This window comes from Anaerophaga thermohalophila DSM 12881 (assembly GCF_000191885.1).
GTDB classification, from domain to species: Bacteria; Bacteroidota; Bacteroidia; order Bacteroidales; family Marinilabiliaceae; genus Anaerophaga; species Anaerophaga thermohalophila.
This window is the reverse complement of sequence record NZ_AEWI01000018.1, coordinates 38,027-62,275: the sequence shown is the minus strand read 5'-3', so window position 1 is coordinate 62,275 and position 24,249 is coordinate 38,027. Positions and strand designations below refer to the sequence as shown.

Genomic DNA, 24,249 nt, shown 5'->3' with positions numbered 1-24,249 from the left:
TCAGTGCATCCTGTTTAAACTGCCGATCGGCTATTGGTAAGGCAAAGATTCACCAGGTCTTCGGTTTTTGCTGTACCAACACACATAACACTGTCGGCAGCTCCCCAGTATATCTTCAGTGTACCGTCGTTTTCAGGGACGGCGCCACAGGTGAACACCACATTATGAACATAACCGGTAAGTTCATAGGGTTCTTCGGGTTGCAATATCCAGTCGTCGCCTACGCCGATGATCTTTGACGGGTCATTCAAATCATGCAATGCAACCCCCAGACGATAAACGCTTCCGTCCATCGTGGGGTAGACACCGTGATAGATATTAAGCCATCCTTTTTCTGTTTTTATGGGTGGTGCTCCTGGGCCAATTTTCATCTCATCCCAATGATATTGCACCGGGCGCATAATAAGTTTCGAATCGCCCCAGTAGCGGAGGTCCGGTGAATAGCTGATCCAGACAGACCACGGGCTTATTTCGCTGTGTGGTCTGTCCAGCCTGGCATACAAGCCGTTGAATTTGTCAGGGAAAATGACCACGTTCCGGTAATCGGCTTCGGTAATGAGAGAAAAGCGTTCCACACTATTCCAGTCACGCGTTTTTGCCAGGCCGACACGCACGCCGTGACGGGAATAGGCAGAGTAGGTGATGAGGTATACTCCGTCGATAAAAGTGATGCGAGGGTCTTCAACTCCATACTCCTCATATTCAGCAAAGATTCCCTTTTTGGCCGGCTCCATAAACGGGTGCTCTTCAGCTTTCCAGTGGTAGCCGTCGATACTTCTGGCCAGGCCAAGGATGCTTCGACCGTTCATTTTATGCGAACGGAAAAGCATGATGTATTCATCCCTGTATTTTGTGATGCCGGCGTTATGGACTGTACTCACCGGATAGGGAATGTCTTCTTTGGTTAGTATGGGATTATATTGATAACGTGTAATCAGCATAGTATAAAACTTTTTCAGAGATTTTCGAAAATATGTTCTTTTTCCTGAGCTGCCAGTACAGTCAGGTGCGAAATCCAGTATGCCAGTGTGCTTTCTGCACCCTGATTGCGATTGACACCTTGTGATTCAAGTCCGTCGCAACACCCCTGAGTTTCGTGGTCGAAAAGTGGTAAACGTAGCGAGTTTTCTCCCAGAAACCAAAGATAACTGGTAAACATCTTTTCAATATAACTCTTTTCCTTGGTTATCTGGAAAATCTGATAATACAGCAACACCATTGCCATAACATCTATGGATTGCTGGTCGAATTCGGGAACTCTTCCTCCGCGCTGGTACCAGCCCTGGTTTCCAACAGGTGTCAGGAATCCCGACTTGAAAACAATGCTTTCCAGGAAACGGGTGGTTTTCACAGCTATGTCAAAATACTCCTCAATTCCCGTCACTTCAAAGGCAGCAAAGAGAGCCAGCGGTAATATGGCATTGTCGTAAGTCATCTGGTCTTCGAACCACTGCCAGTCATCTGAAGATACGGTGTGGTAAGCAAGGGTTAGTTTTTCTGCCAGTTTTTTCAGGATTTTTACCATCCCTTCATCGTTCTGGGCGTCTTTTAGATAATAACTTATGCCGATTATGGTATTAGCCGCCCCTCTGATGGATTCGACATTCTCGAAATGAGGGGCAGAGTTGAAAAATATTTCGCGACCAATTTGCTTAAAAGCATCATTGGGTGCAAATCGTATCAGGTACCCGAGCGCCCAGATGGTTCTTCCAAAAGAATCGTCGGAACCATATTCGTCCAGAAACTGACGGCTAAAGCTCAGAAAATTTCTGAAGTTGCCGTTTTCGCGCTGCATATAGTGAATGAAGCTCAGGTATATCGGCATCAGGGATAATGCGTCTTTATCTTTATTTTGCCGCCAGGCCATCAGTGCCATAATGAGTGCACGGGCATTGTCGTCCATGCAATATCCTTCTTTCAGATTAGGGATTCCGTATTTCGCATGCTGAACAATTCCGGTATCATCGGTAAGCCTTTTTATATGCGACAGATTATAGGAAGGCATCAGTGAAACATCGATGGCCAGTTTTTCGGGTTCAGGTTCTTTATCCCAATTGTCAAATACGTACTCTGCCAGGTAGAGGTATTGTTTGCCGATTTTTGGCCAGCGTATCTTTTTCCCGTACTCGAACGCTTTTTCGCGCAAAGCCACCATTTTGTCATCATCGTCGAGCAGTTCTAAAAGCACATTGGATAACTCATCCGAATTTTTGAAGCCAAAAAGTCGTCCCCTGCCATTGTCTAATAGCTCCTGCGCGTGCCAGTAGGGTGTTGAAACCACTGCACAACCTGCTCCTACTGCATACGAAAGAGTTCCGCTGGTAATTTGTGCTTCACTCAGGTAGGGTGTGATGTAAATATCGCTGGCAGTAAGGTATTCGAAAAGTTTGGCCTCGGTAACAAATTCATTATTGAAGAAGACATTTTTTTCGAGGCCGAGGCTTTTCACCAGCCTTTTTAAGTAGTTTCGGTATTCGTCACCCGAATGTTTCAAAACCGATGGATGCGTAGCCCCTAAAACAATATATAATAAGTTAGGATGGTTCTTTACCACCGGAGGCAATGCATTCAAAACGGTCTCAATACCTTTGTTCCGGCTTAACAGACCAAAGGTGAGCAATACTTTCCGGTTTTCCAGCCCGTGTTTCTCTTTGGCGGCTTTTCGTGATATTTTATCGAATTCGGGAACTCCGTGCTCTATAAGTGTTATTTTTTCCTTTGGGATGTGATAAATATCTTCAAGGAACTCTACTGCCCTCCGGCTCATCACAACTACGCGGGCCGCTTTTTTGCCAATTTCCTGAACGATTGATCGCTGAGTGTAAGAGGGATCTTTTAGTACCGTATGAAAAGTTACAATAAGCGGTACTTCGAGTCTGTGAAGAAGGGGTAGAATATAGACGCCGTCATCACCCCCGAAAATTCCAAATTCATGTTCCAGGATGCAAACTCCCGCATCGCTGTAATTTATTACTTTGGCCGCATTGATATAATCCCTCTGGTGGTTTTGCCGGATGACATGCTTGACTTCTTCCGGATATTCGTATTGACTGCCATCTTCATTAATGGCTACCACCATTGCCGTGTCACTTATTTTTTTGTTTTCGGTATTTGCATGAATGGCCTTCACCAGGTTATTGGTAAATGTGCCTATACCACATTGCCGTGGTGGATAAGTTCCGATAAATGCAATTTTCATGATATCATATTTTAGTTTTTTGAGTTTGTCAGTACCTACAATATCCCGGTACTGGCTGAATGACTAAAAACTAAAAACTAATAACTAAAAACTAATAACTAAATTTCTTCCATCTAATTCAAGTTACAAAAAACTATATATCAATCATTTATTATACAGAATCAGATGTTTGCTTATCAGGAGAATTTTCGGAACAAACTGAAAAATTCTTTCCTGCAAAATCTATTACTTCTGACTGGCGGATACTTATATCTAAAAATCACAAGAACTAAAACTAATTGAGGAAGGAAAATAAAAAAGGAAATACTGATAATTTATTAACAAATTGCAGGCCATTTCAGGATTTTATCCAAAACAAGATGGAGGATACAGCGTATTATGCCATAATCGGAAAGGGATAAACTGACAAAATGTCTTGTGCGAAAGCATTAAAACCTAATCAGATTTCAAGAATTTGTGTAATAGTCAGATACTGAAATTACCAGTTTCTGTGAATCTTGAAAAAAGGAGGGAAGAGTGCAGTATAAAAAGCATATTTTTGTCAAAATCAAGGCGTTTTAAATTCTTGTACCGGAGTTAACTTGTTGTTAATGAGGATGCAAAAATTTAAAACAACAACGAGTTTGGCAACAAAGATGCTTTTTAGACCGTACTCAGGGAAGAAATTTGGACAAAAAAAACCTCAACTGTTAATTGAGGTTTTCTGATTCAATGAGATTGAAATTTTTTGTGACCCAGCAGGGATTCGAACCCTGGACCCCATCCTTAAAAGGGACGTGCTCTACCAACTGAGCTACTGAGTCATTCGTTTCTCTCAAACGCGGTGCAAAAATAGGGGGTTCTTTTCGAACTCGCAAGGATTATTTCGGAAAATTGTCGTTAAAAAATGTTTTATTGCTTTTAATAATACTCCGTCAAACTTTTGCAATACGATGCAAACCAATTGTTTGTGCATATAGAGGTTTGTTTGTTAAAGTACAGAATATCAAGGTTGAGTGTAGTATAAAAAGCCTTCAAACTGCTGATTTTTAACATTTTTACCCCTGACCCCTAAAGGGGAACTGCTAAAAATCAGCAGTTTGAAAAAGTCCCCTTTAGGGGATTTAGGGGTCAAAAGGCTTTTTAGACTGCACTCAATGATTAATGTACGATTTTTTTTGAGACTGAAATTTATGTTTGTAACTTTAAACTGATTGCATGATTTTAGATTAAACAAAACGGATATTCATGTCTGGATGCACAACATCGACTCAAAGGCAACGAAACTCGTCTGTTTGTTTCTTCAGTAAAAATCTGAAGGAGATGATGTTTGTAATTTTATTGGTAACATTCACTTCATTTTCATCAGCCCAAAACCGAAATGCTATGGAAGTAAAAGACAGAGTACCGGCAGTAGCAGGAATGTTTTACGAAGGAGATTCGGCTTCTCTGGAGGAGCACCTGAGTTCATTGTTCGAACGGGCCAAATCGCCCGTTTGTGATGGAGAAGTAGCAGCACTGATTGTCCCTCATGCGGGATACGTTTATTCGGGCGGTGTAGCAGCTTCAGGATTTAACCAGATACCGGAAGATACCGGTTATGAAAATGTTTTTTTAATCGGATCAAGTCATAGAATTGCTTTTAACGGGGCATCTGTATATACAAAGGGTGATTATTTAACGCCGCTTGGAAGAGTGGAGGTGAACAGAGAACTGGCTGAGAAACTCGTTGAAAGTTCTTCTGTTATTTCTGACAACACAGCGCCGCATATAGAAGAGCATTCGCTGGAAGTTCAGTTACCCTTTTTGCAGTACCATCTCAAAAAGCCGTTTAAGCTGATTCCTGTTGTTATGGGCCCCCAGGATGCATCGGGTGCCGAAAAGACGGCTGAGGTGCTGAAACCATATTTTAAGCCGGGTAATTTGTTTGTAATCAGCACCGACTTTTCACATTATCCGGGATATGAGGATGCCAAAGAGGTTGATAAAAAAACGGCAGAAGCCATTCTTAAAAATGATCCGCGTTTGTTGCTGAAAACACTTGAGGAAAACAGAAAGCTTGGAATTGAGGGATTGGCTACGAGTCTTTGCGGATGGACTTCGGTTTTGACACTTTTATATATTACGCAAGATAATAACAACCTGGATTTTCGTCATATCGGGTATAAAAATTCCGGTGATTCCCGTTATGGTGATGCGTCACGCGTTGTTGGCTATAATGCTATTGCTGTTTTCCGAAAGAAGGAAACAAAAAATGATGATGACGGTTTTTCTTTGAATGAAGAAGAAAAAAACTGGTTGTTGAAGAGGGCTCGTCAGACTTTAAATTTAGTGGTAAGAGGGAAAAGTCCCCGCGAACCTGAGGGTGAAATTTCCGGGGCTTTGAAAGTCGGTGCCGGCGCTTTTGTTTCTTTGTATAAAGATGGTAAGTTGAGAGGCTGCATTGGTAATTTTGGTTCTTCTGTTCCTTTGTGGAAGGTGGTAGACAGGATGACGGCTTCTGCGGCTCTCAATGATCCGAGGTTTCTTCCGGTGACACCCGATGAGGTAGATGAGATAACCATTGAAATTTCTGTTCTTACACCTTTGCGAAGAATTGATGATATAAGTGAGATTATCCCGGGAAAGCATGGAATTGTTGTGGAAAAGGATGGCCGCAGCGGCACATTTCTTCCACAGGTGGCCCTGAAAACAGGATGGGGACGTGAAGAGTTCCTGGGGCATTGTGCCCGCGATAAGGCCGGCCTCGGATGGGATGGTTGGAAAGATGCTAATATTTATGTTTATGAAGCACTTGTTTTCGGGGAAAAGTAAATGCCTTTTTTGGCGGCCTTGCAAGCCTAGCAACCGGCACTTTCTGAACAGATACATGAAATACAACTTTTCATTACAATGAGGAACATTAATAATAAGTTTTTCTCAAAGCCGCCTTCGTTCATGCTGAAAGGGCGGCTTGCTATTTTTGTCAGTGGCTTCACCATGCTTCTGGTGCAGGTTATTCTGCTTCGCGAACTGACGTCGTTGTATTCTGTAAATGAGTTGATAGTTGGTGTCTTCCTGTCGTTCTGGATGTTGTTTACCGGCGCGGGTGCGTTTGTAGCCCGGTACTTCAGGAGTTTCAGCCGGCAGTACTCAGGTTTGTTTCCTCTGCTTGCAGGTACGTCTGCTTATGTGGCGCTTTTGTTGCTCTATATTGCCAAAGGTTGGCTTGTTCCCGGCGGTATTGCGCCCGGTCTTTCTCAATGGCTGATTACTACTTCTCTTATAACTTTTGTGTTTTGTTTTCCCTCAGGGATGATGTTTACCTGGTTTTCTGCGGTATTAAGCGATGTATCTCATGAGCGTCAGACAGAAAGCATTTACATCTCTGAACAATTGGGAAGTCTGATTTCCGGTGTTCTTTTTTATCTGGCAGCCGGTTTGTGGTTAAATGCCTTCTCAGCACTTTCTTTTCTGTTGTTTGTAAATTTTTTGGTGGCTGTTTTTCTTTTTGCGCCTGTCAGAACAACCTTTTCAAAGGTCCTCATCTTTTCAGGGATTGTGGCTTTAGTGATATTGAACGTACTCCCCCAGTATCGCTTTGCACGTGAAAGCGTGCATGATGCCACCATAAAAAAAACTTATTTTTCCCCTTATGGGACAATTGATGTTCTTGAAAGGGACGGTAAGACAGATTTTTTTGGCAATGGACGGTTCTTTTCTGATAAATTGTTACCGGGTGAGCGCGAAGTGCTTTTGCACCCGGCTTTATTGTTGCATCCTCGTCCCGGGCGTCTTTTGTTCATTAATGCCGGCCCCGGCCTTTTGTCCGAAGCTTTAAAATATGATTCTTTGCAGATTGATTTTCTTTCTCCCGACAAAGCAAGGATTGACCTCGAGATGCAAATATTGTCTGATGATGATGAAGACTCCGAACGGATTCATTTTATACACGATGACCCGTTAAATTATCTGAACCGTAAAAAACAGACAAGCGGCTATGATGTGATTCTGATTGGAGGCGGTGTTCCTGAAGATTTGGCTTCTACCAGGTTCTATACCGTCGATTTTTTTAAGATGGTGAAAAGAAATATGAACCAGGGCGGGTTGATGGCAACAGGAGGCCTCTCTTATGCACCTTACTGGTCGGATGCCATGAAAGGTATCCTGAGAATAATGAATAGTACAATCAGCGAAGTTTTTCCGTTTATCCGGATTTGGGCAGGGGAGAAAGTCTTTTTTATTGCATCGGATAAAAAGCTAACCAGCGGATGGTGGTCGTATCACAAAGAAACTGTTGCACAAAACAGCTTTTTGAATGAAGACTATTTCCCGGAATCAATACTGAAAGGACAAGCTGAAGATGTAAAGTCTGTTATAGCTGAGGATGCACCGGTAAATACGCGTATAAAACCGGTTTTGTTCCGGATGGCTATTATGGAAATGGGGAATTTCTGGGATGTCAGAATTGGATGGTTTGCAGTCGTTCTGGGAATTTTGTTGATAATCGGACTAATAATTTTCAGGAGAAGTACGAAAGGGGTTTTTTTGGCCGGCATAGTGCTTGGAGGAATGCAAGTTGTTATTTTGCTGCTTTGGCAGTTGGTTATGGGCGATTTGTACCGGGCTACAGGGGTCTTGTTTTCTTTATTTATGGCAGGGCTGGCACTGGGTGCTATGTTGGGCAACAGAAATGTACTCTTTTTTCGGGCCCGTTATTTCCCTGTTATGTTGATAATGATGGCCATTTTAAGCATAGCGGCCGTTCCGGTAATTGACAGTATGGCCAACCGGATGGTTTTTCCCGTGGTGGTTTTAATCATTTTGTTTGGAATGGCTATGTTGGGAGGAGGTATTTTTGTTTCCGGCCTCTCTTTGCATAAAGGAAGTGTTCAGAGCGGAGCGGCCATTACTTATATTGCCGATGTTACCGGTGGTGCTTTGGGCTCTTTTATGACTGCTATATTTTTTGTACCTTATACCGGCCTCGTAAATACAGGATACTTGTTTGGAATGGCTTTATTGATTGGGGGATTATTGCTGATCAGAAATAATTAGTGTCTGCCACTTGATATGGAGGAGATATGCGAGCAAGAAAAATTTCGAAACGTGAATTTTTAAAAATGGGAGGGATGGCATTAGCTGCCTGGCCATTTACTTTGTATGGAACCGAAAGAGGAATCGTTGGCGGCAAAGATTCATTTGAGGGTATCCCGGCCCGATATGCGATCAGCACACCACGGGGCATTCGTTGCCAGCTGTGTCCCAATAAGTGCACCATAAAAGAAGGCGAACGTGGCGACTGCCGGACACGCATCAACCGAAACGGGGAACTCATAACACTGGCTTATGGGAATCCGTGTGCCGTTCACATCGACCCGATTGAGAAGAAGCCTCTGAATCATTTCCTTCCCGGAACCACCAGTTTCAGTATTGCTACGGGGGGATGTAATCTGGCATGCCTTAATTGTCAAAACTGGCAGATTTCGCAAAAAGCACCCGATGAGGTTGGAGCAGTCGATATGATGCCCGGAAGCGTTGTTTCGGCTGCCAAAGCACAGGGATGTCCTTCCATTGCTTATACTTATACCGAGCCGATTGTGTTTTATGAATATACCAACGATACAGCGAAGATAGCACATGAGAAAGGGCTTCGTAATGTGATTGTTTCGGCAGGTTATATCGGGGAAAGACCTTTACGCGAATGGTGTAAGAATATCGATGCGGCGAATATCGATTTAAAGAGTTTTAGTGATGAAATATACCAGAGGCTCAATGCAGGCTCGCTTCAGCCTGTCCTGAACACGCTGAAGGTATTGAAAGAGGAAGGTGTTTGGCTTGAAATTACCAATCTGATAGTGCCTCAGTGGACAGATGATACTGAGATGATAAAAAGGATGTGCGGGTGGCTTGTGGATAACGGGTTTGAAGATAATCCGCTTCATTTTAGCAGGTTCACTCCTATGTATAAACTGAATCGCTTACCGGCCACTCCGCCGGAAATATTGGAAAAAGCGCATGAAATAGCAAGAGAGGCAGGTATGAAGTATGTTTATATAGGCAATGTTCCCGGACACGAAGCCCAGGATACCTATTGCCCTGCATGCAGAAAGAAAATTATTGACCGGTCGGGATTCAGAATAAGAGAAAATCACATTGTCGATGGTCATTGCGGGTTTTGCGGAGAACCCATTGCCGGAGTTTGGAAATAAGAATCTGTATTTGAATGCGTCGGCCGGTTTTCCTATTTTTGCGGTGAAGTTTGATGCGTATGGAAGAATTTTTGAAACCAAACCGCCGGGCAGAGTACGGGCTCGATTTGGACAAAGTTTTTGTAGGAAAAGAAATTGTAAGCCGCTATAATATTACTGTCGACGAATCGGTATTGAGTATGTGGAGCGGATTTATGCCCACATCGTCCTATCCTGAGAGTAGCCGCGAATATGCCGGGAGACTTGGTTTTCCACAAATTTTTCTTCCGTATGGTTTTTTGCTCAACCTGACTTTGAGCCTGGGGGTTGAAAATTTTGCACATTCCAGTGTTCTGAAACTGGAATTGCGCGATGCACTCTATTTGAATGCTGCTTTTCCCGGCGATACATTTTCATGTATTATCAGAATTAAAGATATCCGACCGGCCCGCAGAACAGGAAACACAGTAATAGAATCCTCGCATCTGCTGTTTAATCAAAAAGGTGAACCGGTCTTCTCTCTTGTGCGGGTGTCGCTCTTTCCTGAGATACAGCCCAGAAAGACCATTCCTCCTGAACGTGACGATTCTTACCAGAACAACCTTTTCAAGGAAAAAATACTTGCAAGAGCACGAAGTATTAACATGGAGAATGTTGTTTTGAACTTCTCTCCCGGTGACCTGATACTGCACCCCTATGTACGTCCAATTGGAAAAAGTGAAAATCTTTTCTGGTCAACCTATCTTAAAAACACACATCCCACACACTATAACTATCAGCGCTATCAACCCGGAGAAATAATCGTTTCCGGGGGAATCGTCGTAGCTATGGTTACTGGAATTGCTGCCCGCGAATTTCGGCAGATTCTGATGCAACAAATACATAACGCTTTTCATGTACACCCGGTTTATGCCGAAGACAGGATTGGGGCTTTTAGTTATGTTCACGAAGTGCGGCAATTGATGCCAGGGTTTGAAGAAGTGTTTATCCGGACTTTTGGCATACGTAACATGGATACCGAACCGGAACTTTCGGATGTGGCCTTCCCAAAATCTTTGTTCAATGCAAAGGTGGAAAGACCTTCCGAAGTAAGGGAGATTATAAATGAAAAGTGTCCTTCACTACGTGATAAAGTGGGGTGTATGATCAATTGGAGTGTGCTTCGTAAGGTGGACGGCTGAAAGAATAAATAGAATAATCCTGATTTGCCGGATACTTTTTTTATCTGATTAGATGAATATCACACGAATATCACACGAATACCGCCATTTGTGTATGATATAATTCCTTTAGTGTAATAAAATAATCCATTCGTCAAAAATATTTTTGATTTTTTTGAAACTTTAATACGGGCATGACGTTAAACAGAATAAAGACGTTCGTCAAAAAAATTAAATAATTCGTCAAAGAAATTTTTTCGTTCGTCAAAACCAGGTATCGATAAACAGAATTAAGAACACCCTTATACAAGGGGAAAAACAATGCCCTATGAAAAAGTTTTACACCACTCTTTTAGCAATTGTGCTTTCCGCTTTAATGATAAATATTAACGGGCAACACCAGGAGAATGAATTTACCGGAGTTTCTACCACCGAAAGTTCATTGAAGTCTTCCACAGTCTATGATTTAATCCGGCTGAAAATTGAGAATCCTTATGTTTATGACGCTACTGTGATTTATTACTATGAAAGTTTTTCAGATGGTCTTGGCCCCGAAGATTCTGAGAAAATGTTTAACTCGTCTGAGAAAATACCGGAGATATTTACAAGAATTGGAAATACGGCTATGGCCATCAATGGATTTTCTGATCTTGAGGGGAAAAGCTATGTTTCCGTACCTGTCAGTGTCAGGAACAGGGTTTGGGACGATTGTGAAATTTCTGCCGATCTTTCCGATTTCAGGGAAGACTATGATGTTGTACTTGAAGATAAGATGAAGGGCAGATATACCAATCTGCGAACTTCAACGTATACCTATACACCTTTGGTTTTAGGAATAGAGGACGAGCGGTTTGTTTTACATTTGTCAAAAAGCTCACGTGTTCCTACAGCTATGTTTGATGGATTAGAAAATACTGAAGAGAAGATACATTTTTACAGCGATTATGAAATGTTGAAAGTGAGTATTGAAAATGAAGTATTTGCCGGTTCTGTCCGGCAAGGCAGAATTGACGTTTATTCCCTTAATGGCCGGAAACTGACCAGTAGTATTGCCAATGCGGGAGTAAATCAAATTGAATTAGCAGGCGGCCAAATATACATCGTAAGTGTTGCCGTAGGTAACCAAACAACTACGAAGAAGGTGGCTGTTCGCTAATTGCTTCATAGGGTTACTTGGGTTGTCCCCTTTTTCGGTAGTACCGGGAAAGGGGACTTTTTTATCGTTTGGTGGCAAAAAATTGTTTTACCAATTGCATGCATTCAGATTCCAATACTCCCCCAATTATTTCTGTTCTTGGGTGAAGTGGCGATGGTTTCAGGTTTCTGTAACCCCTTTTTTCGTCCGGGGCACCATATACAATTCTCCGGATTTGTGCCCAGTTGAGAGCGCCGGCGCACATTGTACAGGGTTCAAGGGTGACATACAAAGTGCAATTGGTGAGATATTTACTTCCGAGTTGTTCGGATGCAGCGGTAATGGCAAGCATTTCCGCGTGTGCCGTAACATCATTGAGGGTCTCTGTCATGTTGTGTGCTTTGGTGATAATGACCCCTTCGCTGACGATGACAGCCCCGACAGGTACTTCGTCTTTGTCAAAGGCTTCCCTGGCTTGTTGAAGAGCTTGTTTCATGAAATATTGGTCGGTGAAATCAATTTTTTCCATAATTTGATACCTTTTTAAAAAGCTTTACAGCAGTTTCTGTTTTTCTTTATATTTTCGCAAAGATATTGTAAAATCAGTTTTTCATGCAGAACCGGGAGTGGATTTGACTCCCTCAAACCATATAATAATGTACAGAACACATACTTGTGGAGAATTAAGATTATCTGATGCAGGCAAAACCGTGACGCTGAGTGGATGGGTTCAGCGAGTAAGGAATCTTGGGGGAATGACTTTTATCGATCTTCGCGACCGTTATGGCATTACCCAATTGGTGGTTAATAATGAAGATGATAATGCGTTAAGCCGTCAGGTAAAGGAACTGGGTCGGGAGTATGTGGTGCAGGTGACGGGGAAAGTAACCGGGCGAAGCAGCAAGAATACCAAAATTCCTACCGGCGAAATTGAAATCATCCTCGAATCCTGCAAGGTTCTCAATTCTGCTGATCTTCCTCCCTTTACCATTGAAGATGAAACCGACGGGGGTGAGGAACTCCGAATGAAATACAGATACCTTGACCTTCGGCGTAATCCTGCACGTAAGGCCCTTGAGTTGAGACATAAAATGGCTCTGGAGGTGAGGAAATACCTGAGTGATCAGAATTTTATTGAGATCGAAACGCCGATGCTTATGAAATCAACCCCGGAGGGGGCACGCGATTTTGTTGTTCCTTCGCGGCTAAACCCGGGACAGTTTTATGCTTTACCTCAGTCACCCCAGGTCTTTAAACAACTTTTGATGGTTGCCGGCTACGATCGTTATTTTCAGATTGTCAAATGTTTCCGGGATGAGGATTTTCGGGCCGACCGTCAACCGGAATTTACCCAGATCGACTGTGAAATGTCGTTTGTCAACCAGGAAGATATTTTAAAAACGTTTGAAGGACTTACAAAGCATCTCTTTAAATCTGTTAAGAATATTGACATAACCGGTGATTTTCCGAGGATGCCCTATGCCGATGCCATGAAATATTATGGCACCGATAAACCGGATATCCGTTTTGGAATGCGCTTTGTTGATATTACCGAAGTAGCTTCAGGCAAAGGGTTTAAGGTTTTTGATGATGCTGCATACATAGGCGCCATTTGTGCCGGGAACTGTGCCAAATACAGCAGAAAAGAACTTGACCAGTTGACCGACTTTGTTAAACGCCCGCAGATTGGGGCCAAAGGACTTGTCTATGTAAAATATAATGAGGACGGTACTTTTAAAACCTCTGTTGACAAGTTTTTTGGAGAGGACGATTTCAAACAATGGTGCGAAATGTGTAACGCCAGGCCGGGCGATTTACTGCTGATCCTTGCCGGCAATAAAGATAAAACACTGAAAGCACTTGGTGAGTTAAGACTGGAAATGGGCAATCGTCTCGGCTTGCGCGAAAAGAATAAGTTCGCCCCGCTTTGGGTTGTGGATTTCCCTTTACTTGAATGGGATGATGACACGCAACGTTATTATGCCATGCACCACCCTTTCACTTCGCCCAAAGAGGAGGACATTGAATTACTGGATTCCGACCCCGGTGTGGTAAGAGCGAATGCTTATGACCTTGTTATTAACGGAGTTGAAATAGGGGGAGGTTCGATACGTATTCACAACGATGTTTTACAGCAGAAAATGTTCAAGGTTCTTGGTTTTACAGAAGAAGAAGCTGAAAACCAGTTTGGTTTCCTGATGAATGCGTTTAAATATGGCGCACCTCCACATGGTGGGGTGGCTTTTGGCTTCGACCGTTGGGTTTCCTTGTTTGCCGGAATGGACTCCATCCGGGAGGTAATTGCTTTCCCCAAAAATAATGCCGGCAGGGATATAATGAATGATGCACCCTCGCCTATTAGCAAGAAACAGCTTGATGAGCTGATGATCGAGTTGAAAGGGGAAGCAAAAAAGAACGTTTTGTAAATCTCTTCAATGGGATTCATTTATTCCAGAACATATTTCCCAACAGTTCCCGCTTATTAGCAACGGGGTTGGCATACATTTCGAATAGTGTTTTCCGAAGGAAGTCTCTGTCGCCTTCTTCCTCAATACGGTCGAGATGTTCTTCAATATAATCGAGGAATATCTGTTTTTCTTCTGATGAGTATTTATTGCAGTATTCGTTGTTTTCGTTCAGCATATCCCATGCTATCCAGTTACTTGGCCATAGTTTGTAATTTTCATGTACATGTTTATCGATCAATCGGGCCAGATATTCAAATTTTTCATTCTTGCTTTGTACATCTTTAATCTGGTCGAATTCATTTTCAATGGGTTGCCCGAAAGCAAAATGCACACGCCCTTTTCTGCCACGCAGGCCGGCCCCCATATGTTTCAGGTCGTCTTCGGCGGTTTTGACATAATCGGGATTGTCGCGTTTGTGTTGAAACTCGAGCGCCTTGAGATAGTCGCAGGGGTCGTATTCATAAGAAATAGAGACCGGAACAATTTTGAGCTCTTTGAAGTTTTCAGCCACTGATTCATTTTTCCCGCTGATATTCAGCATTTTTAGTAAGCTTAGCTGGGTTCGGTCGTTCCCGTCTTTCGAACGGCCTTCGCGCTGAGCGATCCAAATACTGTTTCCAACCTTTGTCAGTGTATGTCTTATATATTTGGAAAGCAGGGTAGAATTTTCGAGCATTTGCCGAACCGGAAGATTTCGCTTTACGATGAAAGTACGGTTGAGTTTTACCAGGTCGGTTATCCATGGATAAATTAAGAGGTTATCTCCGATGGCAATTTCGGTAGTGTCAAAGCCATTCTCAAAAAGAATGACATTCAGTATGGCGGGATCAAGAATGATATCCCGGTGATTGGAGATATAAAGATAGGCTTCGTCAGGATTAAGTTGATCCAATCCTTCGGAGGTCACACTCCTGGTTGTATTTTTAATGATTTCTTTGATATAGGGAGATATTACTTCCTGTTGAAATTGCCGGATGCTCTTAATTTGCATCATTTTGTCAAGGAATTTCCGGGCAGGCAATTCCGGGTAAAGAAAACCGATGAGTTCAATGAATGAGGTCTCCTTTTTTAGTCGTTCAAATACCTGTTGAATTTCATGGTCCTGGTAGGGCCGTATCGATTCAAAATCCGGTTCTTTGGTCATTTTTGACTTTTTGATTTATCAACAAAATTACTTAAAGATGGCATTTTTCGAAATTATAAGGTCTTTATATTTTCGATTATTGTGCTCTTCAGCTTTCTTCGTTGCAAAGAATATCCCAGTATTCCATGGCTTTGCGGGTGTGCGGAATTACAATGGTTCCGCCGACAATATTGGCGACGGAAAATATTTCCATCATTTCGGGGGTTGAAATACCCTGTTCATAGCATTTTTCCAAATGATATTTGATGCAATCGTCGCATCTCAGCACCATTGATGCAACCAACCCGAGCATCTCTTTTGTCTTTGCCGGCAGTGCACCTTCTTTGTAGGTGTTGGTGTCCAGATTGAATAACCGTTTTAAGACAAGGTTGTCCTGAGAAAGAATTCGTTCATTCATTTTGGAACGAAAATCCCTGAATTTTTTTATCTGTTCGTTCATAGGGTTTATTTGTTTCCGGTTGGGATGCCTTTCAGAGTGGCTTGTGTAGCATCTGTAATTTTTACTTTCACGATGTCGCCTGTTTTATAACCGTTTCTTGGGAAAACCACTACTTTATTCTGCGAAGTTCTGCCAACGAACTCGTCTTTTGACTTTTTGGAAATACTTTCTGTCAGTACTTCAAATGTTTTGCCGATATCATTTTGGTTGCTACGGAGGGATAGCTGGTTCTGTAATTCAATGATTTCAGTGAGGCGACGACTCTTAACTTCTTCCGGCACATTGTCGGGCAACTTTTTTTGGGCATAGGTTCCCGGACGTTCGGAGTATTTAAACATATATGCCATGTCGAAGCCCGCCCATTTCATGAGTTCCAGGGTTTGCCGGTGATCCTCTTCGGTTTCGGAATGGAAGCCACAAAAGACATCGGTAGTTATTCCACAGCCGGGAAGAATGTTTCTGATGGCTTCAACTCTTGATTTATACCATTCGGCAGTGTATTTTCTGTTCATCAGATTCAATATCCTGTTCGATCCCGATTGCAGCGGTAAATGTATGTGTTTGCAGAGATTCTGGTGACGGGCCATTACCCTCAGGGTGTCATCACTCATATCCTTTGGATGCGATGTGGTGAAGCGAATTCTGGTTTCGGGGAATTCATGGGCCAGAAAATCCAGTAATTCCGGGAAATTCATAGTTGAGTTCTTTTCCTTGTACAGGAAAGAATTTACATTTTGACCCAGAAGTGTGATTTCTTTATATCCGTTTTTTACAAGGCCGGCAATTTCTTTTTTTATGCTGAGGGGGTCGCGGCTTCTTTCCCTTCCTCTTGTATAGGGAACCACGCAGTAGGTGCAAAAATTATTGCAACCGCGCATAATACTTACAAAAGCTGAAATTTTGCCGGGGCCCAGTCTTTTGGGAATGACATCGCGGTATGTTTCTGTTCTGGAAAGTTCAACATTTATGGTTTTTTGTCCCTGCTCGGCCATGCTTACCAGGTTGGGCAGGTCAAGATAAGCATCGGGGCCTGCCACAATATCGGCTCCTTCTTCAAAAAGACGGTCTTTGACTCGTTCAGCCATGCAGCCAATAATACCCAATATGAGCCCCGGTTTTTTCTTTTTGAGCGCTTTTAATTCCTTAATCCGCCCCAGTACTCTTTGTTCGGCGTTTTCACGGATAGAGCAGGTATTTATAAAGATGGCATCTGCCTGTGCGTATTCAGATGTTGTTTCGTAACCGTCCATTTGCATCACGGAAGCTACTACTTCACTGTCGGCAAAATTCATCTGACAACCGTAAGTTTCGATGTATATTTTTTTTTCGGTACTTCCATACGAAAGAACGGCCTCCGTGGTATCAACATTATACTGTGTGCTGTTTTCCATTGCAAAATTTATTAGGATGCAAATTTAATGTTTATGCATGGTTTCCCCAAGTAATTGTAGAATAGATGAATTACGCTTTTAAGACGTAAGATGAATAATATCAGTTGTTTGTGTGAGTTTTTCGTTTTTCGTATCTTTGCATTCCATTTTATCTGGTTTGTGAAAAACAGCCTGAAATAATAGGTTTACAAGGGTTTTTATTAATATTTTGACAGAATAAAGAAAAAAATCTGAAAATCATCAATCAATGAGTCTGTTCATAAAAGAGTTATTTTTGTCAAGGTCGGGGCAGAGGAAATTTTTGTGCCGGCGTTAACTCGTTTTTAATAATCAGTGCAGTTTAAAAAGCCTTTTGACCCCTAAATCCCCTAAAGGGGACTTTTTCAAACTGCTGATTTTTAGCAGTTCCCTTTAGGGGTCAGGGGTAAAAATGGTAAAAATCAGCAGTTTGAAGGCTTTTTATACTGCACTGTATATTAGATTTAAAAAATTCCTATAACAAATATGCTTTTAGCACGGGCTCAATTATTAATCAATAAAAATAAATTACTATATGTCTGGACACAGTAAATGGGCAAATATAAAACATCGCAAAGGGGCCCAGGATGCAAAAAGAGCGAAGATGTTTACCCGGATAACCAAGGAAATTCAGATTGCAGTAAAAGAAGGTGGCCCTGATCCGGAAACCAATCCCCGGCTCCGGTTGGCCGTTCAAAATGCTCGATCGGTCAACATGCCTAAAGACAACATTAACAGGGCGATTGCTAAAGCTTCTGAAGTGGGTAGTGAAAGTCTTCAGGAAATCACTTTCGAAGGTTACGGCCCGGGAGGCGTCGCTGTTTTTTTGGAGTGCATGACCGATAATAATAACCGGACGGTGGGTGCGGTTCGTTCCATCTTTAACAAGAGGGGAGGAAGCCTTGGAACAAATGGATCATTGAGTTTCCTTTTTGACCGCAAAGGGGTTTTTCAGGTTGTAAAAAAGGACGACATGGACCTTGAGGAACTGGAACTGGAACTTATCGATGCAGGGGCTCAGGAGATAGAAATGGATGAGGAGTTGATTGTAGTAACAACTGAAATGGAGGATTTTGGAGCTGTTCAGAAGAAACTGGACGAACTGGGCGTTGAGGTTGAAAATGCAAGTCTTCAGAGAATCCCTAACAGCTATAAGGAATTAGACCTGGAGACGGCTAAAAAGTTTCTTCGCATGATAGATGAGTTCGAAGATAATGAAGATGTTCAGAATGTTTATCACAATCTTGAAATGACCGATGAGCTCGCGAAAGCACTTGAATCGGAGTGAGAAATTTCGGGTCTCATGCAACTACTTTATAGTATTTTCGTATATAAGGCCGTTGTAATTAGTCTGTCCATAAAGTGCCATTTGCTGCTTCACAAGCCTTGCAGCGGGCAATTTATGGGCAGACACTAATTTAATAATGTTTTAGCAGCGGGCAGTTTTCACTTTTTAATTTTGAATTACGACTTTTGAGTGGACCGGATTCTTCATGGTTGGTTATATGGATTTTTCGGGGCTACACGTAGTATTTAGAATAAGCACCAATAACTGGATGAAACGAGCATGACAAAGATTGTCACAAAAGAACATGCATAAGTTCTTGCATGCGAGTTCCATCCGACCTTAATAAATAAATTTTATACGGATGAAAAGGATACTTGTACCCATTGATTTTTCCGAGAACTCAGTGTTCGCCCTCCAGGTGGCTGTAGAACTTTCCAATCAGTTTCATTCAGCTTTAAGGATTATTCATGTTCAGACCGGTCAGAAGTACGCGCCCGAATTTTTAGGAGACAATCCCGAATCCCGGTTAATAGGGCAGGCAGAACAGTGGCTTGAGTATCTGATTGAGAAATTTGCAGGGGATTACAGGGTTTTCAATGGCGAGTTCGACTATAAAATTCGAGAGGGGAATGTTGTTCGGGAAATTAACAATCAGGCCAGATACGACGATGCTTCATTAATTGTAGTCGGAACTCATGGTGTTTCGGGGGTTGAAGACAGATGGCTTGGAAGTAATGCCTATCGTTTGGTTTCGCATGCACCCTGCCCTGTTCTTACCATCAGGAAAGAGATGAAATGGGAACCACCACATAAAATTTTATTGCCGTTCGATGATAATAAACTGACGCGTAAGATTGTACCTGTAGTTACGGGGTTTGCCAAACTTCTGAAAGCGGGCATTGATATTATCGTTCTTCAGAAAAATTCAAAGTGGTTGATTCCTCTCCGAAGCGATATTTATGCAAAACAGGCGGAAAGATATATAAAAAGCAACACCGATTTGGATGTCAAAATTGTACCTTTTCGTTGGGGAGGGCAGCCTAAAAACATCCTCGAACTTGCGCACGATAAATCTGCTACAGTGATAGCTATTCATCTTAATAAATCTATTCATCCGTTTGAGAGCTTCTTCAGGCCTTTCGCAAATGAGCTTCTCAACATTTCAGATATCCCTGTATTGGTTGTTCCTGTAAAGGAATAAAAATTGTACCTTTACGGTCAAAAGAAAATCAGCATGAAGCGTTATTCATTAGCAGCTGTCTTTTTGATTGTGATTATTTTTGCAGGGATAGCCCAATTACCCGGCGGAAATTTGTCTTCCGAAGCGGATGATATTTTTGACCGGCTGGAAAAGGTAGAGGATGATAAAGGTATTATCTCTATCGAACAGCCGGAACGAATGAAAAACCTTGTTGCCATTCATATCGCGATGAATAAGAGGAGTGCAGGAGTGGAAGGTTTCAGGGTTCAGTTATTCAGCGGAGTTGGAAGCAAAGCACGCCAGGAGGCTCTTGAGGTAAAAGCCAAAGTTCTGTCAGAGTTTCCCGATGAGCACATTTTTATAGAATACAGCGCTCCCTTTTGGCGGGTTCGCGTGGGGAGTTTCAGGCACAAACATGAAGCTTTGCCTCTGCTTGAAAAACTCAGGAAATTATTTCCTTCATGCTATGTGGTAAGGACTAATGATATTCCTTTAAGCGCTTTTAAATGAATGTAGGCCCGTTTGTACTCCAACGGGCTTTTTTGTGGATTGGTCTTTTCGATAAATTGCAATAACTTTGCATCCTCTTTTCCGAAATAAATATGAGCGACCAGGTAAAACACGAGTGTGGCATTGTGCTGATCCGGCTTTTGAAACCGCTGAATTATTACCAGAAGAAATATGGTTCATGGAGATACGGTTTGAATAAGTTGTATCTTCTTATGGAGAAACAACACAATCGCGGTCAGGACGGGGCCGGGGTTGTTAGTCTGAAATTTGACCAGCCCCCCGGGAAGAAGTATCTTTCCCGTGAGCGCTCCAACGAGGGTAATCCTATTCAGGAAGTCTTTTCTGCTATCCACAGTCATTTCGATGCAGTATATGAACATCATCCGGAATTATTAAATGATCCGGTGTGGGCAAAGGAAAATCTTCCTTTCGCCGGAGAGCTGTATCTCGGACATCTTCGATACGGTACTTTCGGTAACAACAGTATTGATTATGTGCATCCGGTAATGCGCGAAAACAACTGGCGTTCAAGAAATCTTGTGCTCGCCGGAAATTTTAATCTTACCAATGTTGACGAGATATTTAAGACGCTCATTGAACTTGGTCAGCATCCCAAAGACTATACCGATACGGAGTCGATGCTCGAAAATATGGGGCACTTTCTTGATGAGGAAAACCAGTTGTTGTTCAGGCAGTTCAAAAATGAAGGTTTTTCGAATAAAGAAATATCTGCCCTGATAGAACGTGACCTCGATATCAGAAAAGTGTTGGAAAGATCGAGCCGGCGCTGGGACGGAGGATATGTTATAGCCGGATTGCTCGGACACGGCGATGCTTTTGTAACCCGTGATCCATGGGGTATCCGGCCGGCATCCTATTATGCCGATGATGAGATGGTTGTTGTTGCTTCTGAGAGGCCCGTTATCCAAACGGCTTTAAACATTCGGTCGGTTGATGTTAAAGAATTGCAACCCGGTCATGCGTTGATCATCAAAAAAGACGGTCGCATCAGTGAAGAAATGGTAGCTGTCCCGCAAACACGAAAATCATGCTCCTTCGAGAGGATATATTTTTCACGCGGAAGTGATCGTGACATCTATAAGGAACGGAAAGAATTGGGTCGATTGCTTTCTCCGATTATTCTTGATAAAATAGATTGGGACCTTGAAAATACGGTCTTTTCGTATATTCCAAATACTGCCGAAACAGCCTTTTACGGGATGATGGAAGGCATACGCGAACATCTGGACAAAGTAAAAGCCGCCCGGATTCTTGCTCTGAAACAGGAAGAAATGACCAAAGAAAAGGTGACGGAAATTCTCGCTCCTGAACCCCGTATTGAGAAAGTGGCCATTAAAGATGTAAAAATGCGCACATTCATTGCAGACGACAACAGTCGCGATGACCTGGTGGCGCACGTTTATGATGTTACTTACGGAATTGTTAAAAACAGGGTGGATACTCTTGTCATCATTGACGATTCTATTGTGAGAGGTACTACGTTAAAACGAAGTATTCTGAGAATATTAGACAGGCTGCATCCGAAAAAAATTATTATTATTTCCTCTGCTCCGCAAATTCGTTATCCCGATTGTTATGGAATCGATATGGCAAGGTTAAAGGATTTTTGCGCTTTTTCAGCTGCTATTGAGCTTTTAAAAGAGTCGGGCCGTGGTCATGTCATCGATGAGGTTTACAGGCAGTGTAAGGAACAGCAATATCTGCCAAAGGAAGAAATAGTGAATTACGTTAAGGAAATTTACAGACCTTTTACCGATGAACAGATATCTTCGAAAATAGCAGAAATGCTAAAGCCTGAAGATATTGATGCAGAAGTGGAGATTGTTTATCAGACTGTTGAAAATCTTCATAAAGCTTGTCCAAATGATCAGGGCGACTGGTATTTCACCGGGAATTATCCTACTCCGGGAGGTAATAAAGTGGTGAATACTTCCTTCATTAATTTCATTGAAGGGATAAACGGACGGGCCTATTAGTTGTCTTCAAGTATGGTAACAGCCGTGTTAAGCCACGTATAAACATCGGTTGGATGATGGAGGCGGTAAGTGTTGCTTCTTTTGTGTCCCAGCCTGACAACCACGGCATTATACTTTGGAATGACAAAAATATATTGCCCTAAAATACCTCTTGCATAAGGTATTTTCATGTTGTTATATTCAACAAGCCACCATGACAGGCCGTAATAATCAACCATTTTCGCATCTTCGTCCGTCAGGTAGCTTACAGGCTGAATCATTTCTTCGATATAGTTAGCCGAAACAATCCTTGTATCCCGAAATTCGCCTTCATTTAAAACAAGATTTCCAATACGGGCAAAATCGCGGGCAGTGCTGTTGAAGCAGCAATAGGCTTTCTCAATGCCTTCTTTTTTATCGAGCGACCATAATGCCGGAACTTCAGCTCCGAGCGGTTGCCACAATTTTTTTGATGCATACTCCGAAACGTTCATCCCTGTTACTTTATGCAGAAGACGCTCAACAATTTGTGTATCTCCGCTTCTGTATTTGAAAACTATCCCCGGGTGATTGATAATCTCTACCTTACGGATGGTCTTGTTTAGATTGCGCCCGTAATAGGCTTGTGTGGTTATCGAGAAGGGGGAAGAGTAGCTTTCATCCCAGCTTGATCCGGAGCTCATTGTCAGCAAGTGTCTGATGGTCAGCTGTTCGCTATGTGGTCCATTGAGCCATGGAAGATGGGGTTTTACTTTTTCATCCAGACTTTTGATGTAACCATCGTCAATGGCACATCCCACCAAAAGAGAAACGATACTTTTGGCCATTGAAAACGAGTTTGATACTGCGGTTTCGCTATGGCCGTCCCGGTATCTTTCAAAAAGTAACGAGTCGTTTTGAATAACAAGGAAAGATACAGTATTGTATTTTTCAAGAGAGTCGGTCAATGTTGATGGCAAATCAATGTTATTATATCTTTCGGAAACAGGCCAGCTTAGCGGAGTTCCTGTTTTTACTTCCCGGTTGTCGAATATTTTGTAGTCATCGATATCAGGAGTGAAATAAATCAGGCCTTTTTGCAGGTAGTCAGGAAGGAGTGTATAGATGGCTGTAATTGCCACGATGACGATAATTACACTTCTGAATGTTCTGTTTTTTCTGTTTCCTGTTTTTCTCATTGTTTCTGCCCGGCTATCATTTATTCATGCGGTTCGTTTGGCTTGTAACTTTGTACGTGCCTGTTTATTTTTGCCTGGTAAAGATCTTTGATGGTGATAATGATTCCCGTTTCTTCAACACCCCCGAATCGTTCGTTTACAGCAGTTCCAAATGTTCGCATGGAAGGGGAAAGATTCATATATGCATTGATGAGCGGGGGAATGTTCTCTCCAAGTTCCCGGACAGTTTTACTTAATATTCTGTAGTCGTCGGCAAAAGACTCGCCGGAAAAAATCTCCTTCACTTCACTTTCGGTAAGTAAGCTATTTACCGGATTATATGGATAAACGAGTTTGTCGGGGTCGTTGAAATACTTGTCCATAAATGCTCTGATGAGGCTTCTTGCTTTAGGATTAGACTGTGTGTACATCGTTACTTTACCGAAGAAAAACTCCATTTGGGGATGATTGATGATCAGTGAGCCCAACCCGTCCCATAAATTATCGAGCGCATACATACTCTTCGAGCCCATTTTGCTCGACTGATACTGAGGTTGAACAAACGAACGCCCCAATTCTATTGTTTTCGGCAAATATTCCCGGATGAATTTTTCGGAAAAGTGAAACATCCTGGCAGTGGCCAAATGGACTTTACCTTCGGCGTCCGGTTTAATTGTGTCACACATTATGTAGCGGTACCCTCCAAGAATTTCACGCGCTTCGGGGTCCCAAACAATAAGCTGATGATAAGGATCACTTCCGGTGTCGTAATCATCAACATCACAATCTTTTCCCGTTCCTCCACCGGCAGTACGGAAAGATTCTTCCCGTAACCGGCCAACTTCTCTCATTAGTGCGGGCGCTTCGTTGGCGGTAAAATCATAAATTTTGTTCTCGCCTTTGTTGGTATACCGCACAAAAAGATCCTGCGTAAGTTCTGCTTCCAGTTCTTCCCTTGGTACGGGTGGAATAATTGGCTTATTTTCCATCTATCTTTTTTTGTTGCGATTCGCA

Annotated in this window: 19 protein-coding genes and 1 tRNA gene; 10 read left to right on the top strand and 10 right to left on the bottom strand. The window is 42.4% G+C overall.

The genetic code is table 11. The features are described from left to right. Positions 1-14: 14 nt before the first annotated feature. The 4 genes from ATH1_RS0107000 to ATH1_RS22585 all read right to left on the bottom strand — a co-directional run bounded on the left by ATH1_RS0107000 (position 15) and on the right by ATH1_RS22585 (position 4,373). Positions 15-941: a glycoside hydrolase family 130 protein gene (locus tag ATH1_RS0107000; RefSeq protein ID WP_010419403.1), complete on the bottom strand. Its 927-nt coding sequence runs from the start codon at positions 939-941 to the stop codon at positions 15-17. 14 nt (positions 942-955) lie between these two features. Then, positions 956-3,199, bottom strand: coding sequence for a glycosyltransferase family 4 protein (locus ATH1_RS0106995; RefSeq protein WP_010419400.1), 2,244 nt, complete (start codon positions 3,197-3,199; stop codon positions 956-958). A gap of 730 nt (positions 3,200-3,929) precedes the next feature. Further along, positions 3,930-4,002: transfer RNA gene (locus ATH1_RS0106990), tRNA-Lys, on the bottom strand. 182 nt (positions 4,003-4,184) lie between these two features. Then, positions 4,185-4,373 carry a hypothetical protein gene (locus tag ATH1_RS22585; protein WP_081467430.1) on the bottom strand — a complete coding sequence of 63 codons (189 nt, stop codon included), beginning with the start codon at positions 4,371-4,373 and terminating at the stop codon, positions 4,185-4,187. Between the two features lie 128 nt (positions 4,374-4,501). Between ATH1_RS22585 and amrB the strand changes: the two genes are divergently transcribed. The 5 genes from amrB to ATH1_RS0106965 all read left to right on the top strand — a co-directional run bounded on the left by amrB (position 4,502) and on the right by ATH1_RS0106965 (position 11,664). Beyond that, positions 4,502-5,992, top strand: a complete 1,491-nt coding sequence (gene amrB, locus ATH1_RS0106985) for an AmmeMemoRadiSam system protein B (RefSeq protein ID WP_010419398.1) — start codon at positions 4,502-4,504, stop codon at positions 5,990-5,992. A 78-nt stretch (positions 5,993-6,070) separates the two neighbouring features. Then, positions 6,071-8,215: a spermine/spermidine synthase domain-containing protein gene (locus ATH1_RS0106980; RefSeq protein WP_010419396.1), complete on the top strand. Its 2,145-nt coding sequence runs from the start codon at positions 6,071-6,073 to the stop codon at positions 8,213-8,215. Positions 8,216-8,289: 74 nt separating this feature from the next. Beyond that, positions 8,290-9,369 carry an AmmeMemoRadiSam system radical SAM enzyme gene (amrS, locus tag ATH1_RS0106975; protein WP_010419393.1) on the top strand — a complete coding sequence of 360 codons (1,080 nt, stop codon included), beginning with the start codon at positions 8,290-8,292 and terminating at the stop codon, positions 9,367-9,369. A gap of 59 nt (positions 9,370-9,428) precedes the next feature. Further along, positions 9,429-10,529, top strand: a complete 1,101-nt coding sequence (locus ATH1_RS0106970) for a hotdog family protein (protein WP_010419391.1) — start codon at positions 9,429-9,431, stop codon at positions 10,527-10,529. A 307-nt stretch (positions 10,530-10,836) separates the two neighbouring features. Then, positions 10,837-11,664 (top strand): T9SS type A sorting domain-containing protein, encoded by an 828-nt coding sequence (locus ATH1_RS0106965; RefSeq protein ID WP_010419389.1) that lies wholly within the window; start codon positions 10,837-10,839, stop codon positions 11,662-11,664. 61 nt (positions 11,665-11,725) lie between these two features. Here ATH1_RS0106965 and ATH1_RS0106960 read toward each other — a convergent pair whose 3' ends face one another. Next, positions 11,726-12,172, bottom strand: a complete 447-nt coding sequence (locus ATH1_RS0106960; RefSeq protein ID WP_010419387.1) for a nucleoside deaminase — start codon at positions 12,170-12,172, stop codon at positions 11,726-11,728. A gap of 127 nt (positions 12,173-12,299) precedes the next feature. Here ATH1_RS0106960 and aspS point away from each other — a divergent pair, with 127 nt between their 5' ends. Then, on the top strand, positions 12,300-14,069 hold the full coding sequence (aspS, locus tag ATH1_RS0106955; protein ID WP_010419385.1) for an aspartate--tRNA ligase: 1,770 nt from the start codon (positions 12,300-12,302) through the stop codon (positions 14,067-14,069). A 16-nt stretch (positions 14,070-14,085) separates the two neighbouring features. Here aspS and ATH1_RS0106950 read toward each other — a convergent pair whose 3' ends face one another. The 3 genes from ATH1_RS0106950 to miaB all read right to left on the bottom strand — a co-directional run bounded on the left by ATH1_RS0106950 (position 14,086) and on the right by miaB (position 17,085). Further along, complete coding sequence (locus tag ATH1_RS0106950) at positions 14,086-15,255, bottom strand: 1-acyl-sn-glycerol-3-phosphate acyltransferase (protein WP_010419384.1); 1,170 nt, start codon at positions 15,253-15,255, stop codon at positions 14,086-14,088. 88 nt (positions 15,256-15,343) lie between these two features. Next, entirely contained in the window at positions 15,344-15,694 is a 351-nt protein-coding gene (locus tag ATH1_RS0106945; protein ID WP_010419382.1) for a carboxymuconolactone decarboxylase family protein, read from the bottom strand. A gap of 5 nt (positions 15,695-15,699) precedes the next feature. Next, positions 15,700-17,085, bottom strand: a complete 1,386-nt coding sequence (gene miaB / locus ATH1_RS0106940) for a tRNA (N6-isopentenyl adenosine(37)-C2)-methylthiotransferase MiaB (protein WP_010419380.1) — start codon at positions 17,083-17,085, stop codon at positions 15,700-15,702. Positions 17,086-17,638: 553 nt separating this feature from the next. On the opposite strand from miaB, the gene ATH1_RS0106935 reads away from it, so the two are divergent. The 4 genes from ATH1_RS0106935 (at position 17,639) to ATH1_RS0106920 (ending at position 22,099) form a co-directional block, all read left to right on the top strand. Further along, the gene (locus ATH1_RS0106935; protein ID WP_010419378.1) at positions 17,639-18,391 is read left to right on the top strand and encodes a YebC/PmpR family DNA-binding transcriptional regulator; all 753 of its coding nucleotides are present in this window, start codon (positions 17,639-17,641) and stop codon (positions 18,389-18,391) included. A gap of 361 nt (positions 18,392-18,752) precedes the next feature. Beyond that, the gene (locus ATH1_RS0106930) at positions 18,753-19,592 is read left to right on the top strand and encodes a universal stress protein (protein WP_010419376.1); all 840 of its coding nucleotides are present in this window, start codon (positions 18,753-18,755) and stop codon (positions 19,590-19,592) included. Positions 19,593-19,625: 33 nt separating this feature from the next. After that, positions 19,626-20,102, top strand: coding sequence for an SPOR domain-containing protein (locus ATH1_RS0106925; protein WP_044115017.1), 477 nt, complete (start codon positions 19,626-19,628; stop codon positions 20,100-20,102). Positions 20,103-20,194: 92 nt separating this feature from the next. Further along, a complete protein-coding gene (locus tag ATH1_RS0106920; protein ID WP_010419370.1) occupies positions 20,195-22,099 on the top strand; it encodes an amidophosphoribosyltransferase in 1,905 nt (634 codons plus the stop codon). On the opposite strand, the gene ATH1_RS0106915 is transcribed toward ATH1_RS0106920, so the two are convergent. Together ATH1_RS0106915 and glsB are read right to left on the bottom strand one after the other, a co-directional pair. After that, positions 22,096-23,256 carry a serine hydrolase domain-containing protein gene (locus tag ATH1_RS0106915; RefSeq protein ID WP_010419368.1) on the bottom strand — a complete coding sequence of 387 codons (1,161 nt, stop codon included), beginning with the start codon at positions 23,254-23,256 and terminating at the stop codon, positions 22,096-22,098. The genes ATH1_RS0106920 and ATH1_RS0106915 overlap by 4 nt on opposite strands. Positions 23,257-23,276: 20 nt before the next feature. Continuing rightward, complete coding sequence (glsB, locus tag ATH1_RS0106910; protein WP_010419364.1) at positions 23,277-24,224, bottom strand: glycine N(alpha)-acyltransferase GlsB; 948 nt, start codon at positions 24,222-24,224, stop codon at positions 23,277-23,279. Between the last annotated feature and the right edge of the window lie 25 nt (positions 24,225-24,249).

Excerpts from the sequence above, each read along its gene's own strand:
- ATH1_RS0107000 (WP_010419403.1), bottom strand. The coding sequence starts at position 941 with ATGCTGATTACACGTTATCAATATAATCCCATACTAACCAAAGAAGAC.
- ATH1_RS0106995 (WP_010419400.1), bottom strand. The coding sequence starts at position 3,199 with ATGAAAATTGCATTTATCGGAACTTATCCACCACGGCAATGTGGTATA.
- amrB (WP_010419398.1), top strand. The coding sequence starts at position 4,502 with ATGATGTTTGTAATTTTATTGGTAACATTCACTTCATTTTCATCAGCC.
- ATH1_RS0106980 (WP_010419396.1), top strand. The coding sequence starts at position 6,071 with ATGAGGAACATTAATAATAAGTTTTTCTCAAAGCCGCCTTCGTTCATG.
- amrS (WP_010419393.1), top strand. The coding sequence starts at position 8,290 with ATGGCATTAGCTGCCTGGCCATTTACTTTGTATGGAACCGAAAGAGGA.
- ATH1_RS0106970 (WP_010419391.1), top strand. The coding sequence starts at position 9,429 with ATGGAAGAATTTTTGAAACCAAACCGCCGGGCAGAGTACGGGCTCGAT.
- ATH1_RS0106965 (WP_010419389.1), top strand. The coding sequence starts at position 10,837 with ATGAAAAAGTTTTACACCACTCTTTTAGCAATTGTGCTTTCCGCTTTA.
- ATH1_RS0106960 (WP_010419387.1), bottom strand. The coding sequence starts at position 12,172 with ATGGAAAAAATTGATTTCACCGACCAATATTTCATGAAACAAGCTCTT.
- aspS (WP_010419385.1), top strand. The coding sequence starts at position 12,300 with ATGTACAGAACACATACTTGTGGAGAATTAAGATTATCTGATGCAGGC.
- ATH1_RS0106950 (WP_010419384.1), bottom strand. The coding sequence starts at position 15,255 with ATGACCAAAGAACCGGATTTTGAATCGATACGGCCCTACCAGGACCAT.
- ATH1_RS0106945 (WP_010419382.1), bottom strand. The coding sequence starts at position 15,694 with ATGAACGAACAGATAAAAAAATTCAGGGATTTTCGTTCCAAAATGAAT.
- miaB (WP_010419380.1), bottom strand. The coding sequence starts at position 17,085 with ATGGAAAACAGCACACAGTATAATGTTGATACCACGGAGGCCGTTCTT.
- ATH1_RS0106935 (WP_010419378.1), top strand. The coding sequence starts at position 17,639 with ATGTCTGGACACAGTAAATGGGCAAATATAAAACATCGCAAAGGGGCC.
- ATH1_RS0106930 (WP_010419376.1), top strand. The coding sequence starts at position 18,753 with ATGAAAAGGATACTTGTACCCATTGATTTTTCCGAGAACTCAGTGTTC.
- ATH1_RS0106925 (WP_044115017.1), top strand. The coding sequence starts at position 19,626 with ATGAAGCGTTATTCATTAGCAGCTGTCTTTTTGATTGTGATTATTTTT.
- ATH1_RS0106920 (WP_010419370.1), top strand. The coding sequence starts at position 20,195 with ATGAGCGACCAGGTAAAACACGAGTGTGGCATTGTGCTGATCCGGCTT.
- ATH1_RS0106915 (WP_010419368.1), bottom strand. The coding sequence starts at position 23,256 with ATGAGAAAAACAGGAAACAGAAAAAACAGAACATTCAGAAGTGTAATT.
- glsB (WP_010419364.1), bottom strand. The coding sequence starts at position 24,224 with ATGGAAAATAAGCCAATTATTCCACCCGTACCAAGGGAAGAACTGGAA.